The organism is Pseudomonas migulae (assembly GCF_043225285.1).
In the GTDB taxonomy this organism is placed as follows: Bacteria; Pseudomonadota; Gammaproteobacteria; order Pseudomonadales; family Pseudomonadaceae; genus Aquipseudomonas; species Aquipseudomonas migulae_C.
The window spans coordinates 3,235,598-3,251,055 of sequence record NZ_CP171224.1 but is presented as its reverse complement, the minus strand read 5'-3'; the positions used below and the strand labels follow the sequence as shown (position 1 = coordinate 3,251,055).

Sequence of the window (15,458 nt, the reverse complement as noted above, 5' to 3'; positions counted from 1 at the left end):
CCTCCCCTTCTACAAAACACTGCAGATCTATTGTAGGAGCTAGCTTGCTCGCGATGGTCGTTAACGATAACGCGACAAGTCTGGCACCCCGCGGCGATTTCAAATTCATCGCGAGCAAGCTCGCTCCTACAGGGGATATTGGCGTATCAACTACCCGGTTTCAGCTTAGCCCCAACTCTTTCCAGATCCGCAACACCTGCCGCCGCTCGTCCACGAACTGGTCGCCCGGTATCACCCCGGCGTCCTTCTGCAAGGCCTGCCGGTGGGCGGCGGAGCGGTAGGCTTTATAGGCCTCGCGCAACAGGCTGGCGTCTTCGGCGGGCATCAGCCCTTCGTGTTCCAGCTCTTCCAGAATGCGGATGTTATCGGTCCAGCGCAGCAATGGCGGGTGTGTTTCGGACCACGCCAGAGCCGCGTATTGCACCATAAATTCAATATCGACGATACCTCCCGCGTCCTGCTTGAGATCGAACGGCGCCGTGGCCTCGAAGGCATTTGCCCCGGTGCCGGCCGCGGTGCTCTTGCTGCCAAGGTTATCGCGCATCTTCGCGCGCATCTCGCTGACCTCCTGGCGCAAGGTCGGCAAATCCCGGACTTTGCCCAATATCGCCGCACGAACCTTCTCGAACGCCTGGCCGACATCCTGACTGCCCACCAGCACCCGGGCGCGCACCAGCGCCTGATGCTCCCAGGTCCAGGCTTCGTTTTCCTGATACCGGGCAAACGCCCCGAGCGAACTCACCAACAGACCGGAAGCACCGGACGGCCGCAGGCGCATGTCCACTTCATACAACTGTCCGGAGTTGGTCTGGGCCGTGAGCAAGTGGATGATCCGCTGGCCGAGACGGGTGAAGAACTGCGCGCCATCGATCGGTTTCGGCCCGTCGGTTTCCGCCTGCGGATCGCCGTCGTGGATGAACACCAGGTCCAGGTCCGAACCATGCCCGAGTTCCAGCCCGCCGACTTTCCCGTAACCGACAATGATGAAGCCGGGATCGCACAACGTGCCGTCAGTGCGCTGCGGCGTGCCATGCTTGGCAACGGTCTGGCGCCAGGCCAGGGCCAGCACCTGTTCGAGGATCGCTTCGGCGAGCCAGGTCAGGTAGTCGCTGACTTTCATCAACGGCAGGCTGCCGGCGATTTCCGACGCGGCAACGCGCAAGCGGTGCGCCAGTTTGAAATGGCGCAAGGCTTCCATTTGTTGTTCGAGGTCGTCCTCGGGAATCCGCGTCAGGCGCTCGCGCAACTCGGCGGCCAGTTCCGGGGCCAACGGCGGCTTGAACAAACGCCCTTCGTTGAGCAATTCGTCGAGCAGCAGCGGGAAGCGAGTGATCTGCTCGGCGATCCACGGACTCGCGGCGCACAAGGTCAGCAAACGGCGCAACGCGCCGGGGTTTTCCGTCAGCAGCACCAGATACGCGGAGCGCCGGGCCACGGCTTCCACCAGCGGCAGCACACGTTCCAGCACCAGATCGGGATTGGCGTGCTCGACCGCCTGGGCCAGCAACCGTGGAATAAAGGCATCGAGGCGTTCGCGGCCCAAGCGCTGCATGGCACGCAATTGCGGGCTGCTGCGCAGGCTGGCCAGGGCTTTCAGGGCTTTGGTGGCATCGGTGAAACCGCCTTCCTGCAACTGACGGCACGCGGCCTCTTCGTCCTGCGCTTCTTCCCACAGCGGCAACCACTCACCGCCCACCACCACTTCGCTTTCGGCGCCCTCTTCTTCGTCGGGATCGGCAATCACCTGCCCGAAATGCCAGGCCACCCGCCCGCGCCAGTACATCAGCTGCGCATGGAAGGCGTCCCAATCGGCGAAGCCCAGCATAAAGGCAATGCGCGCCTGATCCTGCGCGCCATCCGGCAGCATCTGGGTCTGGCGGTCGGCAATCGCCTGGATCGCGTGCTCGGTGTACCGCAGGAATTCGTAGCCTTCACGCAGCTCGCTGATCACCGCCGGCGGCAGGTAACCCTGACCTTCCAGGGTGCTCAGCACTTTTAATAGAGGACGTTGTTGCAGGCTCAGGTCGCGGCCGCCGTGAATCAGCTGGAACGCCTGGGCGATAAACTCGACTTCGCGGATACCGCCGGAACCCAGCTTGATGTTGTCGGCCATGCCCTTGCGCCGCACTTCCTGCTGAATCAGCTGCTTCATGGTGCGCAGCGCTTCGATGGCCGAGAAGTCCAGGTAACGCCGGTAAACGAAGGGACGCAGCATCTCTTGCAGTTGCGCGCCGGCCACCTGGTCGCCGGCCACCACCCGCGACTTGATCATCGCGTAGCGTTCCCAGTCGCGACCCTGATCCTGGTAATACTGCTCAAGCGCGTTGAAGCTCAGCACCAACGCGCCCGACGAACCGTAAGGGCGCAGGCGCATGTCGACGCGAAACACGAAGCCGTCGACGGTCATCGGGTCCAGGGCCTTGATCACGCGCTGGCCGAGGCGGATGAAAAATTCCTGGTTATCCAGCGAGCGCTTCACCCCGACGGTTTCGCCGCCCTCGGGGTAGGCGAAGATCAGGTCGATGTCCGACGACAGGTTCAGCTCGACTGCGCCGAGCTTGCCCATGCCGAGGATGACCATTTGCTGCGGCTCGCCGCTGCGTCGCCCGGTGGGCACGCCGAATTGCTGGCAATGCCGCGAGTACAACCACTGATAGGCCTGATCGATGCTCGCATCGGCCATGTCCGAGAGGTCGCGGCAGGTCTGGACCAGGTCGGCCTGACGGGTCAGGTCGCGCCAGATGATCCGCACTTGATGGCGGGTGCGCTGGCGGCGCAGGGCACGACCCAGCTCGTCTTCGGTTTCAGCCCCGTTCACCGCCGCCGCAATCTGCGCGCACAGTTCGCCGGGGGCGAAGCCACGGTCCAGCTCGCCGGACTGCACCAGCGCCAGCAACATCAAAGGGTCACGAACGCTCTGTTCAATCACGAAGTCGCTGGCGGCGGTGACGCGGGCGAATTGCGCCCAGCGCTCGGGCGTCCAGGCAGACAGGCCATGATCATCGTCGAGCGCCTCGACGGCAGCACGGAACGACTGCTCGGCACGGGTGACAAACGGCAGGAGAATGCCGGGCAGTTCGGCAAGCACAGGAAGGCTCATGGTCTATCCTTGATCGGCGTGTAGGAGGCTGCATGTAGTGAATTTTCAAATTGCACTACCTGATCGACTGTCGAACAAAGGTTAGAAATAGCTGAAATTTCTTTATTTTTGGCAGGCAGCATCAAGCTTTCACCTTTTTCGGTTGGCAAAAGACCAACCTTAACGATTATTCTCACAACGCAGCCGGAGGCCACAAGCCGCTCATCTGTAGTTTTACTACTCGTATATACATTCGGATAGCTGAAATGCCCGATGATTTGTAGTAAAACTACACGCCGCCGAATCCTACCTCTCGGCAATCCAAGAATTTATATCGTCTGCCCACAAGGCCAGTCGCAAACTCAGGCAACCGATTCTGGAAGCCTTTCCGCCCTGGAGCAAGCCATGCAAGACCTCGATCCCGTCGAAACCCAGGAATGGCTGGACGCCCTGGAATCGGTTCTCGACAAAGAAGGCGAAGACCGTGCTCACTATCTGATGACCCGTATGGGCGAACTCGCAACCCGCAGCGGTTCGCAATTGCCTTACGCCATCACCACGCCATACCGCAACACCATCCCCGTTACCCACGAAGCACGCATGCCTGGCGACCTGTTCATGGAACGCCGCATTCGCTCGCTGGTACGCTGGAACGCGATGGCCATGGTGATGCGTACGAACCTGAAAGATTCTGACCTGGGCGGTCACATCTCCAGCTTCGCCTCCAGCGCAACCCTGTACGACATCGGCTTCAACTATTTCTTCCAGGCCCCGACCGACGAACACGGCGGCGACCTGATCTACTTCCAGGGCCACACCTCGCCAGGCGTTTACGCCCGTGCGTTCATGGAAGGCCGCATCACCGAAGACCAGATGAACAACTTCCGCCAGGAAGTGGACGGTCAGGGCCTGTCGTCCTATCCGCACCCTTGGCTGATGCCTGATTTCTGGCAGTTCCCGACTGTATCCATGGGTCTGGGCCCGATCCAGGCGATCTACCAGGCACGTTTCATGAAGTACCTGGAAGCCCGTGGCTTCATTCCGGAAGGCAAGCAGAAAGTCTGGTGCTTCCTGGGCGACGGCGAGTGCGACGAGCCGGAATCCCTGGGCGCGATCTCGCTGGCCGGCCGCGAGAAGCTCGACAACCTGATCTTCGTCATCAACTGCAACCTGCAGCGCCTCGACGGCCCGGTTCGCGGCAACGGCAAGATCATCCAGGAGCTCGAAGGCGTGTTCCGCGGTGCTCAGTGGAACGTGACCAAAGTCATTTGGGGCCGTTTCTGGGACCCACTGCTGGCCAAGGACGTCGACGGCATCCTGCAACGTCGCATGGACGAAGTCATCGACGGCGAGTACCAGAACTACAAAGCCAAAGACGGCGCGTTCGTTCGTGAACACTTCTTCAACACGCCGGAACTCAAGGCGATGGTTGCAGACCTGTCCGACGACGAGATCTGGAAACTCAACCGTGGCGGCCACGACCCGTACAAGGTCTACGCGGCGTACCACGAAGCGGTCAACCACAAAGAACAACCAACCGTCATCCTGGCCAAGACCATCAAGGGTTATGGCACCGGTGCCGGCGAAGCGAAGAACACCGCGCACAACACCAAGAAAGTCGATGTCGACAGCCTGAAGCTGTTCCGCGATCGTTTCGACATTCCGGTCAAGGACGAAGAGCTGGAGAACCTGCCGTTCTTCAAGCCAGAGCCAAACAGCGCCGAAGCCCGCTACCTGAGCGAGCGCCGCACTGCACTGGGCGGTTTCGTGCCACAGCGTCGCGCGCAGAGCTTCAGCGTACCGACCCCATCGCTGGATACCCTCAAGGCTATCCTCGACGGTTCGGGCGACCGTGAAATCTCCACCACCATGGCCTTCGTGCGGATCCTCGCGCAATTGGTCAAGGACAAGGAAATCGGCCCGCGCATCGTTCCGATCATCCCGGACGAAGCCCGTACCTTTGGTATGGAAGGCATGTTCCGTCAGTTGGGCATCTACTCGTCCGTCGGCCAGCTCTACGAGCCAGTCGATAAAGACCAGGTGATGTTCTACAAGGAAGACAAGAAAGGCCAAATCCTCGAAGAAGGCATCAACGAAGCAGGCGCCATGAGCTCCTTCATCGCTGCCGGTACTTCGTACTCCAGCCACAACCAGCCAATGCTGCCGTTCTACATCTTCTACTCGATGTTCGGCTTCCAGCGCATCGGCGACCTGGCCTGGGCTGCCGGCGACAGCCGTACCCGTGGCTTCCTGATCGGCGGCACCGCCGGCCGGACCACGCTGAACGGCGAAGGCCTGCAACACGAAGACGGTCACAGCCACATCCTGGCTGCCACCATCCCGAACTGCCGCACCTTTGATCCAACCTACGGCTACGAGCTGGCGGTGATCATCCAGGACGGCATGAAGAAGATGACCGAAGAGCAGCAGGACGTTTTCTACTACATCACCGTGATGAACGAGTCCTACCAGCAGCCAGCCATGCCGGCCGGTGTCGAGGAAGGCATCATCAAGGGCATGTACCTGCTCGAGGAAGATACCCGCGAAGCGGCGCACCACGTTCAGCTGATGGGCTCCGGCACCATCCTGCGTGAAGTCCGTGAAGCGGCGAAGATCCTGCGTGAACAATTCAACGTCGGCGCTGACGTGTGGAGCGTTACCAGCTTCAACGAACTGCGTCGCGATGGCCTGGCCGTCGAGCGCACCAACCGTCTGCACCCTGGCCAGAAGCCTAAGCTGAGCTACGTCGAAGAGTGCCTGAGCGGCCGTAAAGGTCCGGTCATCGCCTCTACCGACTACATGAAGCTGTTCGCCGAGCAGATCCGTCAGTGGGTACCGTCCAAGGAATTCAAAGTCCTGGGCACCGACGGTTTCGGCCGTAGCGACAGCCGCAAGAAACTGCGTCATTTCTTCGAAGTTGACCGTCATTTCGTGGTGTTGGCAGCCCTGGAAGCTCTGGCTGACCGTGGCGACATCGAACCTAAGGTGGTAGCTGAAGCCATCGTCAAGTTCGGTATCGACCCGGAAAAACGCAACCCACTGGACTGCTGAGGAGACACTCTGTGAGCGAACTCATTCGCGTACCTGACATCGGCAGCGGTGAAGGTGAAGTAATTGAACTGTTTGTGAAGGTCGGCGACCGCATCGAAGCCGACCAGAGCATCCTGACGCTGGAATCGGACAAGGCGAGCATGGAAGTGCCTGCGCCGAAGGCCGGTATCATCAAGAGCCTGAAAGTGAAGCTGGGCGATCGCCTGAAAGAAGGCGACGAACTGCTCGAGCTGGAAGTCGAAGGTGCCGCTGCTGCGGCGCCTGCGGCTGCCGCTGCGCCGGCCGCCAAGGCAGAAGAGAAACCGGCCGCTGCTCCAGCGCCGGCTGCTCCTGCTGCTGCGCCAGCCGCCGCTTCGGTTCAGCAAGTGCACGTGCCGGACATCGGTTCGGCAGGCAAGGCCCAGATCATCGAGATCCAGGTCAAGGTCGGCGACACCGTCGAGGCTGATCAGTCGCTGATCACCCTGGAATCCGACAAGGCCAGCATGGAAATCCCATCGCCTGCCGCTGGCGTGATCAAGGCCATCAGCGTCAAGCTCAACGACGAAGTCGGCACTGGCGACCTGATCCTGGACCTGGAAGTGGCAGGTGCTGCGGCACCGGCTGCTGCCGCCCCAGCCCAGGCAGCGGCGCCTGCTGCCGCTGCGTCTGCGCCAGCCGCTGCTGCCCCGGCCGCTCCGGTTGCCGACAGCGTTCAGGACATCCACGTCCCGGACATCGGCTCGTCGGGCAAGGCCAAGATCATCGAAGTGCTGGTCAAGGCTGGCGACACCGTCGCTGCCGACCAGTCGCTGATCACCCTGGAATCCGACAAGGCGAGCATGGAAATTCCATCGCCTGCCGCTGGCGTGGTGGAAAGCGTTTCCATCAAGCTGGATGACGAAGTCGGTACCGGCGACCTGATCCTGAAGCTGAAAGTCAAAGGCGCTGCACCGGCCGCGGCTCCAGCACCTGCGTCGGCTCCAGCCGCTGCGGCACCGAGCGCTCCTGCGCCAGCCGCTGCCGCTGCTCCTGCTGCTCCAGCACCTGCGGCGGCCCCGGCCAAGTCGGGCGCCAAGGTTCACGCAGGCCCTGCTGTACGCCAACTGGCCCGCGAATTCGGCGTCGAGCTGAGCGCGGTCAGCCCAAGCGGCCCGCACGGTCGTGTGCTGAAAGAAGACGTGCAGGTTTACGTCAAAGCCATGATGCAGAAGGCCAAGGAAGCACCGGCCGCTGCTGCCGGCGCCACCGGCGGCGCGGGCATCCCGCCGATTCCGGTCGTGGACTTCAGCCGCTTCGGTGAAACCGAAGAAGTGCCGATGACCCGCCTGATGCAGATCGGCGCGTCGAGCCTGCACCGCAGCTGGCTGAACATTCCGCACGTGACTCAGTTCGATTCCGCTGATATCACCGAGCTGGAAGCGTTCCGTATCGCTCAGAAAGCCGTTGCAGAGAAGGCCGGCGTCAAGCTGACCATCCTGCCGCTGCTGCTCAAGTCCTGCGCGCACCTGCTCAAGGAACTGCCGGACTTCAACAGTTCGCTGGCACCAAGCGGCAAGGCGATCATCCGCAAGAAATACGTGAACATCGGCTTCGCCGTCGACACCCCTGAAGGCCTGCTGGTACCGGTCATCAAGAACGTCGACCAGAAGAGCCTGTTGCAACTGGCAGCCGAAGCCGCTGCGCTGGCCGCCAAAGCCCGCGACAAGAAGCTCACCGCTGACGACATGCAAGGCGCGTGCTTCACCATTTCCAGCCTCGGCCACATTGGCGGCACCGGCTTCACGCCGATCGTCAACGCGCCGGAAGTGGCGATCCTCGGTGTTTCCAAGGCAACCATGCAGCCAGTCTGGGACGGCAAAGCCTTCCAGCCGAAGCTGATGCTGCCGCTGTCGCTGTCCTACGATCACCGTGTGATCAACGGCGCCGCTGCTGCACGCTTCACCCAGCGTCTGAGCAGCCTGCTGGCGGACATCCGCACCATCCTGCTGTAACACCGGCCGGCCCTCCTTCACCGGAGGGCCCGTCGCGTTCCACGTTTTCCGAGCGCCACGCTCGTACCTCAACCCCGCCAATTTGGCGGGGCTTTTTTTGTCCCGAAAAAACCCGTTCCCACCTGTGGGAGCGAGACCGGCTTGCCGGCGATGGACGTCAACGGTAACGCGCGCTGTCTGAATGAACGCGTTGTCCTGACGGCTTTCGCGAGCAGGCTCGCTCCCACACTGATTTCGGGCACGCATCACTTCCTACGCATCTGGCTTACATCGCCCACGACGCCCGTCCACTTCACCCCGGTATTTTTTTGCGGGCCAATCACTAGGCTGGGCGCAGCCGTTCCCGCCGGAACGCGCCACCCAATCACTACTTCGAATGGATTCGAACATGTTCAAACCTACCGTTGGCCCGATCATTGGCCACACGACACCTCATCACGCACGCATCTTCCTGCGCGGCGACCTGCAAAAAAATGCGCGGGTGTTTGCCGGACTTCGCTATCGGCGCAGCGGTGACACGCATTGGTCCAAAGGCGTTTTCAGCCAACTGAACAGCGCACGCGACCTGTGCGACGTCATTACCCTCAACGACCTCGCCGCCGCCACCGAATACGAATACCAGGCGGGCTGGTTCAGCCCGATGAGTCCGGTGCACACCGTGGAGACGGTTCAGGAACTGCCGCTGCAATGGCCCCGGGAGATCTATCGTTTCAGAACCCAGTCGAGTGAACGCCAGACGCCGCGCGCCTACATCGTCGGCTCATGTCGCTATTTGCGGATGACGGCCGGCGTGCCGTCGCTGCCGTACCTGGGCGACCGGATCTTTGCCTCGATCGCCCACCTGGCCCAGCGCGCCACGATCCCCGTCAACGCCCTGTTGATGACCGGCGACCAGGTCTACATCGACGACCTGAACATCATCGCGCCCGATCGTGAATTCAAGGAAATACTCAGCAAGTACCGCACGGCGTTTTCCCAGCCGCATATTGCGAAGCTGATGTCCGGCCTGCCGACCTACATGATCCTCGACGACCACGAAATCGAGGACAACTGGCCCGCCAACAAAAACAAAAACGACGAGCGTCTCTATAACAATGCGATCACCGCCTACGAGTTGTATCAAGCCAGCCACGGCCCCGCTCATGAGCTGCTTGAAAACGGGAATGTCGATCCACACCTGAAGCGCTATTGGTATCAGTTTGCCAACGGTGATATCGAGTGGTTTGTCACCGACAGCCGAACCCGCCGCGAGCTGTCTCCCGGCAACCGGCGCATCCTCGACGAGGAACAGGAAAAAGCCTTGTGCGACTGGTTGATCCACAGCCCTGCCAGGGTCAAATTCGTGGTCACCAGCGTGATGTTCTTTCCCGACCGCAAGCGCCTGGGCGATGACGCCTGGAAAGCATTTCCGGAGCAACGCCTACGGTTACTGGAAACGATTCGTACACACCGCATCAAAAACGTCTTCATCGTGTCCGGCGATGTCCACGGTTCCCTGACCAGCCGGCTGACCCACAGCCAGGATCCGGAGTTCGAGGTGCACACCCTCGTCTCCTCCCCGCTGTGCAACAGCAAAATGTTGCCCTACGCCAAGGCCTCCACCTTCATCCTCGATCAACCGCTGGCCCGGGCGGTGGAGGGAGAGTATCGGCATGAGCTGACCAGCAAGGTGATCAGCCGGGACAATTTTGCCCATCTGGTGGTGGAGGCGGAGCAGCTTCGCGTCAGTTATCACGACCGGGATGGCAAATTTTTGCAGTCGACCAGCATTACATTGCGTTGATGCCGAAAAGCATCGCCAGCAAGCCGGCTCCTACAGGGATTGATGTCGTTTCGCAGATTCCGTGCCACCACCAAACTTGTAGGAGCCGGCTTGCCGGCGATCAGCCATTACGCAATTCCCACCCAAACACGTTAGTTTTCAGTCATTACTGAAGAAAAGTTAACGCCGGCCGACATATTCTTATAGCACTTGGCCTTCATGTCTCTTGTCAGTCGGTGTCGCAATGATGCAACCTTGCCGAAGGCAACAGTAAAGAGGGCGAGAGCCCGGCGCGATCAGCACATTCGAAGCGAGTTTCCCTCAATGAAAAGCCAACCCGATGCCGCCAGCCGTATGGTGGCCGAGGTAGTGACGCAGTTGCCTGTGCCCTCGCGGCTCGGCATGCTGCGTTTCGAACGGCTGAATGAACCAAGCTGGGCGCTATTGTTTCTCGATCCCAATTGCGAGCGACAATTCGGGCTGCCGGCGGTGGAGCTGTGCGCCCTGGTTGGCTCGCCCTACGCCAGCCTGATGGAGCCGGAAGCGCGCTACCATCTGCATGACGCCGTCCAGCAGCAACTCGCCGACAGCCCGCATTACCTGATCCGCTACACCCTGCACACCGCCGCCGGCACCTTGAGCCTGCTGGAACTGGGCGAAGCCTACAAACAACACAATCGACACCTGCTGCGCGGCTACCTGATGGTGGTCGACGGCCTGTTCAAGGACGCCCCGCTGCTACCGGCGATGGACCTGGAAACCCAGAACACGCGCCTGCAGATCGCCCTGGAACTCAATCAGCGCGCCCAACAGGAGCAACTCCTGCACCTGGATCGCGTGCGCGCCCAGCAAGACCTGATCCTGCTGCTGACCCGCCAGCGCTACAGCACCGGCAATTCCCTGCAGGAAGCCGCCGAGCTGATCACCCGCAGCGCCTGTGACATCTACGAAATCGACTGCGCCAGCCTGTGGAACCTCGACGGTTCGATGCTGATTCCGATCTCGGCCTATCACCGCACCACCCAGACCTACGAATTACCCGACCCGATCGATATCAGTGGCTTCCCCGATTACATGGAAGCGCTGCACGGCAGCCGTGCGATCGATGCGCACAATGCGATTCGCGATCCGCGCACCCGGGAAATGGCCGAAAGCCTGCGCCCCCGCGACGTGAACGCGATGCTCGACGCCAGCATCCGCGTCGATGGCCAGGTGGTCGGCGTGCTCTGCCTCGAACAGACCGGTGCAACCCGCGCCTGGCAGTCCGATGAAATCGCCTTCGCCGGCGAACTGGCCGATCAGTTCGCCCAAGTCATCAACAACCACAACCGCCGCACCGCCACCAGCGCCCTGCACCTGTTCCAGCGTGCGGTCGAGCAAAGCGCCAACGCCTTTCTGCTGGTCAACTGCGACGGCGTGGTGGAATACGTCAACCCGAGCTTCACCGCGATCACCCAGTACAGCACCGAAGAAGTCCACGGCCAGCGGCTGTCGGAACTGCCGGCCCTGGAAAACCTCAGCGAACTGCTGTTCGACGCACCCTCGGCGCTGGCCAAGAGCAACAGCTGGCAAGGCGAATTCAAAAGCCGCCGGAAAAACCTCGAACCCTACTGGGGCCAGTTGTCGATCTCCAAGGTGTATGGCGACAACCGCGAGCTGACGCATTACATCGGCATCTACGAAGACATCACCCAGACCAAACTCGCCCAGCAGCGCATCGAGCGCCTGGCCTACACCGACAACCTGACCAACCTCGGCAACCGCCCGGCGTTCATCCGCAACCTCGATGAGCGCTTCGCCCGGGACAGCGATGCGCCGATCAGCCTGCTGCTGGTGGACATCGACAACTTCAAGCGGATCAACGACAGCCTCGGCCACCAGACCGGCGACAAGCTGCTGATCAGTCTCGCTCGACGTTTGCGCAACAGCCTGATCCCGAGCGGCAGCCTGGCGCGTTTCGCCAGTAACGAATTCGCCGTGTTGCTGGACAACACCGACCTCGCCACCGGCCAGCAAGTCGCCAATCAACTGCTGGCGACCCTCGACAAACCGATGTTCGTCGACAACCAGCTGATCAGCGTCACCGGCTCCGTGGGCCTGGCCAGCGCGCCGCTGCACGGCCGCGACCCGCAAACCCTGATGCGTAACGCCGGGCTCGCGCTGCACAAGGCCAAGGCCAACGGCAAGCATCAGGTCCAGGTGTTCACCGAGGCGCTGAACGCCGAAGCCAGCTACAAACTATTCGTCGAAAACAACCTGCGCCGCGCCCTGACCCAGAACGAGCTGGACGTGTTTTACCAGCCGAAACTGTGCCTGCGCAGCGGTCGCCTGCTGGGCATGGAAGCGCTGCTGCGCTGGAACCATCCGGAAAAAGGCATGATCCGTCCGGACCAGTTCATCAGCGTCGCTGAAGAAACCGGGCTGATCATTCCCATCGGCAAATGGATCGCGCGCCAGGCCTGCCGCATGAGCAAAGACCTGACCGCCGCCGGTCTCGGCAACCTGCAAGTGGCGATCAACCTGTCGCCCAAGCAGTTCTCCGACCCGGACCTGGTGTCGTCGATCGCCAACATCCTCAAGGAAGAAGCGCTGCCGCCGAACCTGCTGGAGCTGGAACTGACCGAAGGCCTGCTGCTGGAAGCCACCGAAGACACGCACTTGCAGCTCGACCAGCTCAAGCGCCTGGGCCTGACCCTGGCCATGGACGACTTCGGCACCGGTTATTCGTCGCTCAGTTACCTGAAAAAATTCCCGATCGACATCATCAAGATCGATCGAAGCTTCATTCACGAAATCCCGGACAACCAGGACGACATGGAAATCACCTCCGCGGTGATCGCCATGGCCCACAACCTGAAGCTCAAGGTCGTGGCTGAAGGCATCGAGACGGCCGAGCAGCTGGCGTTCCTGCGCCGCCACCGCTGCGACGTCGGCCAGGGCTACCTGTTCGACCGGCCGATTCCGGGCTCCGAGCTGATCGAAAAGCTCAAACGCTACCCGCGCGGCCCGCTCGCCTGACCACCCCACCGCCATCCCCCTGTAGGAGTGAGCCTGCTCGCGATAGCGGTGGGTCAGTCACTCTAATATCAACTGACCCACCGCCATCGCGAGCAGGCTCACTCCTACAGAGGTAGTGCGTAACCGGGCGGCATTGGGCAAACTGGCGGTCTGATTACCCACATCCCAACCTGACTGAGAGGACTGATAATGGTTCTGCGCTCGGAAATCCTGGTGAACAAAAACGTGCTCCCGACTAAAGAACAAGCTCTGCCCGGCCGCGAAACCCCGATGAACCTGCCGGAAAAACACTTCGTCCACGACGCTCCGCTGCTCGGCCCGTTCGCCATGGACGTGGACTTCGCGATCTTCGGCCTCGGTTGCTTCTGGGGTGCGGAACGCCGGTTCTGGCAGCGCGAAGGCGTGGTCAGCACCGTGGTGGGTTACGCCGGCGGCTTCACGCCAAACCCGACGTATGAAGAAGTCTGCTCGGGCCTGACCGGCCACAGCGAAGTGGTACTGGTGGTCTACGAGCCGGCGAAAGTCAGCTACGAAGCGCTGCTGAAAATGTTCTGGGAATTGCACAACCCGACCCAGGGCATGCGTCAGGGCAACGACATCGGCACGCAGTACCGCTCGGTGATCTACGCCACCAACCCGACCCAACTGGAAGCCGCCAAGCACAGCGCGCAGGTGTTCCAGGCCGAACTGACCAAGGCTGGCCAAGGCATCATCACCACCGAAATCGACGAAGCGCCGACGGTCTACTTTGCCGAGGCGTACCACCAGCAGTACCTGGCGAAAAACCCTGAAGGCTACTGCGGCATCGGCGGCACCGGCGTGACCTGCCCGATCTGACCCAGATGCAACTGTAGGAGCCGGCTTGCTGGCGATAGCGGCGGGAAATCCAGCGTGGATCTCTCGGCCGCCATCGCCGGCAAGCCGGCTCCTACAGGTTGTGTGTCGGCCATGATGTTGCGTCGGCACCGGCATTGGCGGCAGTCGATCGATCTGATCCAACGCAGATCCAAATTGTAGGAGCCGGCTTGCTGGCGATAGCGGCGGGACATCCAGCGTGGATCTCTCGACCGCCATCGCCGGCAAGCCGGCTCCTACAGGGGTTTGCGTTTGCCGTGGTTATTCGGCGATCAGCCAATCCATCTGCCACCCACCCTGGGTTTGCCCAAGCTTCTTGGACAACCACGGCAGCAACTCACGCAATTCATCTTCCAGCCCCCACGGCGGATTCGCAATCGCCAATCCGGAACCGTTCAGGCTGTTCGGCGTGTCCATCGGATGCACAAGCAACTCCACCCGCAACAACTTCGGCGCGCCCGTGCCGGCCAGGTCCTGATAGAAACGACGCAACATGCGCTGGTCCTTCACCGGGTACCAGATCGCCGCCACAGTTTGGCGCATCCGGCCAATCGCTTCTTTCAACGACGCCGCGCAACGTTGCATCTCATCGAGCTGTTCGAACGGCGGATCGATCAGCATCACCGCACGCTTCTCCTGCACCGGCAACATCGCCCGCGCGACATGCCAGCCTTCGCCCAGGTGCACTTTCACCCGTCGGTCACCAGCCATGTTGTCCTTGAGCATCACACCGTCTTCGGGGTGCTTCTCGTTGAGCATCACCCGATCCTGCGGCCGCGTCAGACGCCGCGCCAGCTCCGGCGACCCCGGGTAATAGCGCAACTGGCCATCCGGGTTCATGTCGTGCAGCACCTTCATGTAATCGGCCGTCAGCTCCGGCAGGTCCGGCTGATCCCACAACCGCGCGATCCCTTCCAGGTATTCACCGGTACGGCTCGCCTGATCACCTTGCAGGTCATACAGACCAATGCCGGCGTGAGTGTCGAGATAGGCAAACGGCTGCTCCTTGCGCGACATCAGGGCGATGAGGCGGGTCAAGGTCAGGTGTTTGAACACATCGGCGTGATTGCCGGCATGGAAGGCGTGACGATAATTCATGATTGCTCCTGCGAAGGCCGGGAAGTTTACCTTGTACGGCGGCGAACGTCAGGGCCTCACGCTGAGCGGGCGCCCTGGCCCTTGATCGCGGACTGAACAGACGCCATCGCCAGCAAGCCGGCTCCTACAGGTTTTGCGCCGTATGCAAAGAAGGGGGACGACCTAAAACTCTGTAGGAGCGATAGCGCCAGACCATTCACCGCAAATCCCAGACCTATTCCGCCACAGGCCGAGGCTGCAACCGCTGCCTGACCATCTCCAGCAAATCACAACCATCACGCAACGGAATGGCACAGAGCAACGCAAAATCACTGAGGATGAACGACTCACACTCAATCGACCCGCGCATGCTCAGGTTCTCCAGCACTTGGGTAACGGCTTCAATCCGGTAGACGGCAGCGTCGTTCAGCGCATACAGCGGGGCTTGGGTGTCGAAGAACAGCGTCGGCATGTGATCGCAATTGCTGGTGAGGGGTTTGAAGCGGTTTTCGGGGTAAGGGGATGGTTTGGCGTAGGGTGGATCGGGATGAAGATTTTTCATTTTTTAAGCCTCTGGTAAAAAGTGGGGCTACCATCGGCCTTCCTACAGGCTTGGGTGGCAGCTATGCGCGGGGTAGGAATA

8 protein-coding genes are annotated in these 15,458 nt (G+C 61.2%); 5 read left to right on the top strand and 3 right to left on the bottom strand.

Annotation, left to right across the window (positions count from 1 at the left end; all coding sequences use genetic code 11):
- Positions 1-160: 160 nt before the first annotated feature.
- On the bottom strand, positions 161-3,100 hold the full coding sequence (gene glnE / locus ACF6ZU_RS15040) for a bifunctional [glutamate--ammonia ligase]-adenylyl-L-tyrosine phosphorylase/[glutamate--ammonia-ligase] adenylyltransferase (RefSeq protein WP_392893660.1): 2,940 nt from the start codon (positions 3,098-3,100) through the stop codon (positions 161-163).
- A gap of 384 nt (positions 3,101-3,484) precedes the next feature.
- Between glnE and aceE the strand changes: the two genes are divergently transcribed.
- The 5 genes from aceE to msrA all read left to right on the top strand — a co-directional run bounded on the left by aceE (position 3,485) and on the right by msrA (position 13,720).
- Positions 3,485-6,130, top strand: coding sequence for a pyruvate dehydrogenase (acetyl-transferring), homodimeric type (gene aceE / locus ACF6ZU_RS15035; RefSeq protein ID WP_392893658.1), 2,646 nt, complete (start codon positions 3,485-3,487; stop codon positions 6,128-6,130).
- A gap of 11 nt (positions 6,131-6,141) precedes the next feature.
- Positions 6,142-8,103, top strand: coding sequence for a dihydrolipoyllysine-residue acetyltransferase (gene aceF / locus ACF6ZU_RS15030; protein WP_392893656.1), 1,962 nt, complete (start codon positions 6,142-6,144; stop codon positions 8,101-8,103).
- Positions 8,104-8,491: 388 nt separating this feature from the next.
- On the top strand, positions 8,492-9,886 hold the full coding sequence (locus ACF6ZU_RS15025) for an alkaline phosphatase D family protein (protein WP_392893654.1): 1,395 nt from the start codon (positions 8,492-8,494) through the stop codon (positions 9,884-9,886).
- Between the two features lie 303 nt (positions 9,887-10,189).
- Positions 10,190-12,883: a putative bifunctional diguanylate cyclase/phosphodiesterase gene (locus tag ACF6ZU_RS15020; protein WP_392893652.1), complete on the top strand. Its 2,694-nt coding sequence runs from the start codon at positions 10,190-10,192 to the stop codon at positions 12,881-12,883.
- Between the two features lie 189 nt (positions 12,884-13,072).
- Positions 13,073-13,720: a peptide-methionine (S)-S-oxide reductase MsrA gene (msrA, locus tag ACF6ZU_RS15015; protein WP_392893650.1), complete on the top strand. Its 648-nt coding sequence runs from the start codon at positions 13,073-13,075 to the stop codon at positions 13,718-13,720.
- 279 nt (positions 13,721-13,999) lie between these two features.
- Here msrA and ACF6ZU_RS15010 read toward each other — a convergent pair whose 3' ends face one another.
- Together ACF6ZU_RS15010 and ACF6ZU_RS15005 are read right to left on the bottom strand one after the other, a co-directional pair.
- Positions 14,000-14,836: a 23S rRNA (adenine(2030)-N(6))-methyltransferase RlmJ gene (locus tag ACF6ZU_RS15010; RefSeq protein WP_392893649.1), complete on the bottom strand. Its 837-nt coding sequence runs from the start codon at positions 14,834-14,836 to the stop codon at positions 14,000-14,002.
- 214 nt (positions 14,837-15,050) lie between these two features.
- Positions 15,051-15,377 carry a hypothetical protein gene (locus tag ACF6ZU_RS15005; protein WP_392893647.1) on the bottom strand — a complete coding sequence of 109 codons (327 nt, stop codon included), beginning with the start codon at positions 15,375-15,377 and terminating at the stop codon, positions 15,051-15,053.
- Between the last annotated feature and the right edge of the window lie 81 nt (positions 15,378-15,458).

Bases quoted from the DNA above. Each gene is read 5' to 3' on its own strand.
- glnE (WP_392893660.1), bottom strand. From the start codon at position 3,100: ATGAGCCTTCCTGTGCTTGCCGAACTGCCCGGCATTCTCCTGCCGTTT.
- aceE (WP_392893658.1), top strand. From the start codon at position 3,485: ATGCAAGACCTCGATCCCGTCGAAACCCAGGAATGGCTGGACGCCCTG.
- ACF6ZU_RS15025 (WP_392893654.1), top strand. From the start codon at position 8,492: ATGTTCAAACCTACCGTTGGCCCGATCATTGGCCACACGACACCTCAT.
- ACF6ZU_RS15020 (WP_392893652.1), top strand. From the start codon at position 10,190: ATGAAAAGCCAACCCGATGCCGCCAGCCGTATGGTGGCCGAGGTAGTG.
- msrA (WP_392893650.1), top strand. From the start codon at position 13,073: ATGGTTCTGCGCTCGGAAATCCTGGTGAACAAAAACGTGCTCCCGACT.
- ACF6ZU_RS15010 (WP_392893649.1), bottom strand. From the start codon at position 14,836: ATGAATTATCGTCACGCCTTCCATGCCGGCAATCACGCCGATGTGTTC.
- ACF6ZU_RS15005 (WP_392893647.1), bottom strand. From the start codon at position 15,377: ATGAAAAATCTTCATCCCGATCCACCCTACGCCAAACCATCCCCTTAC.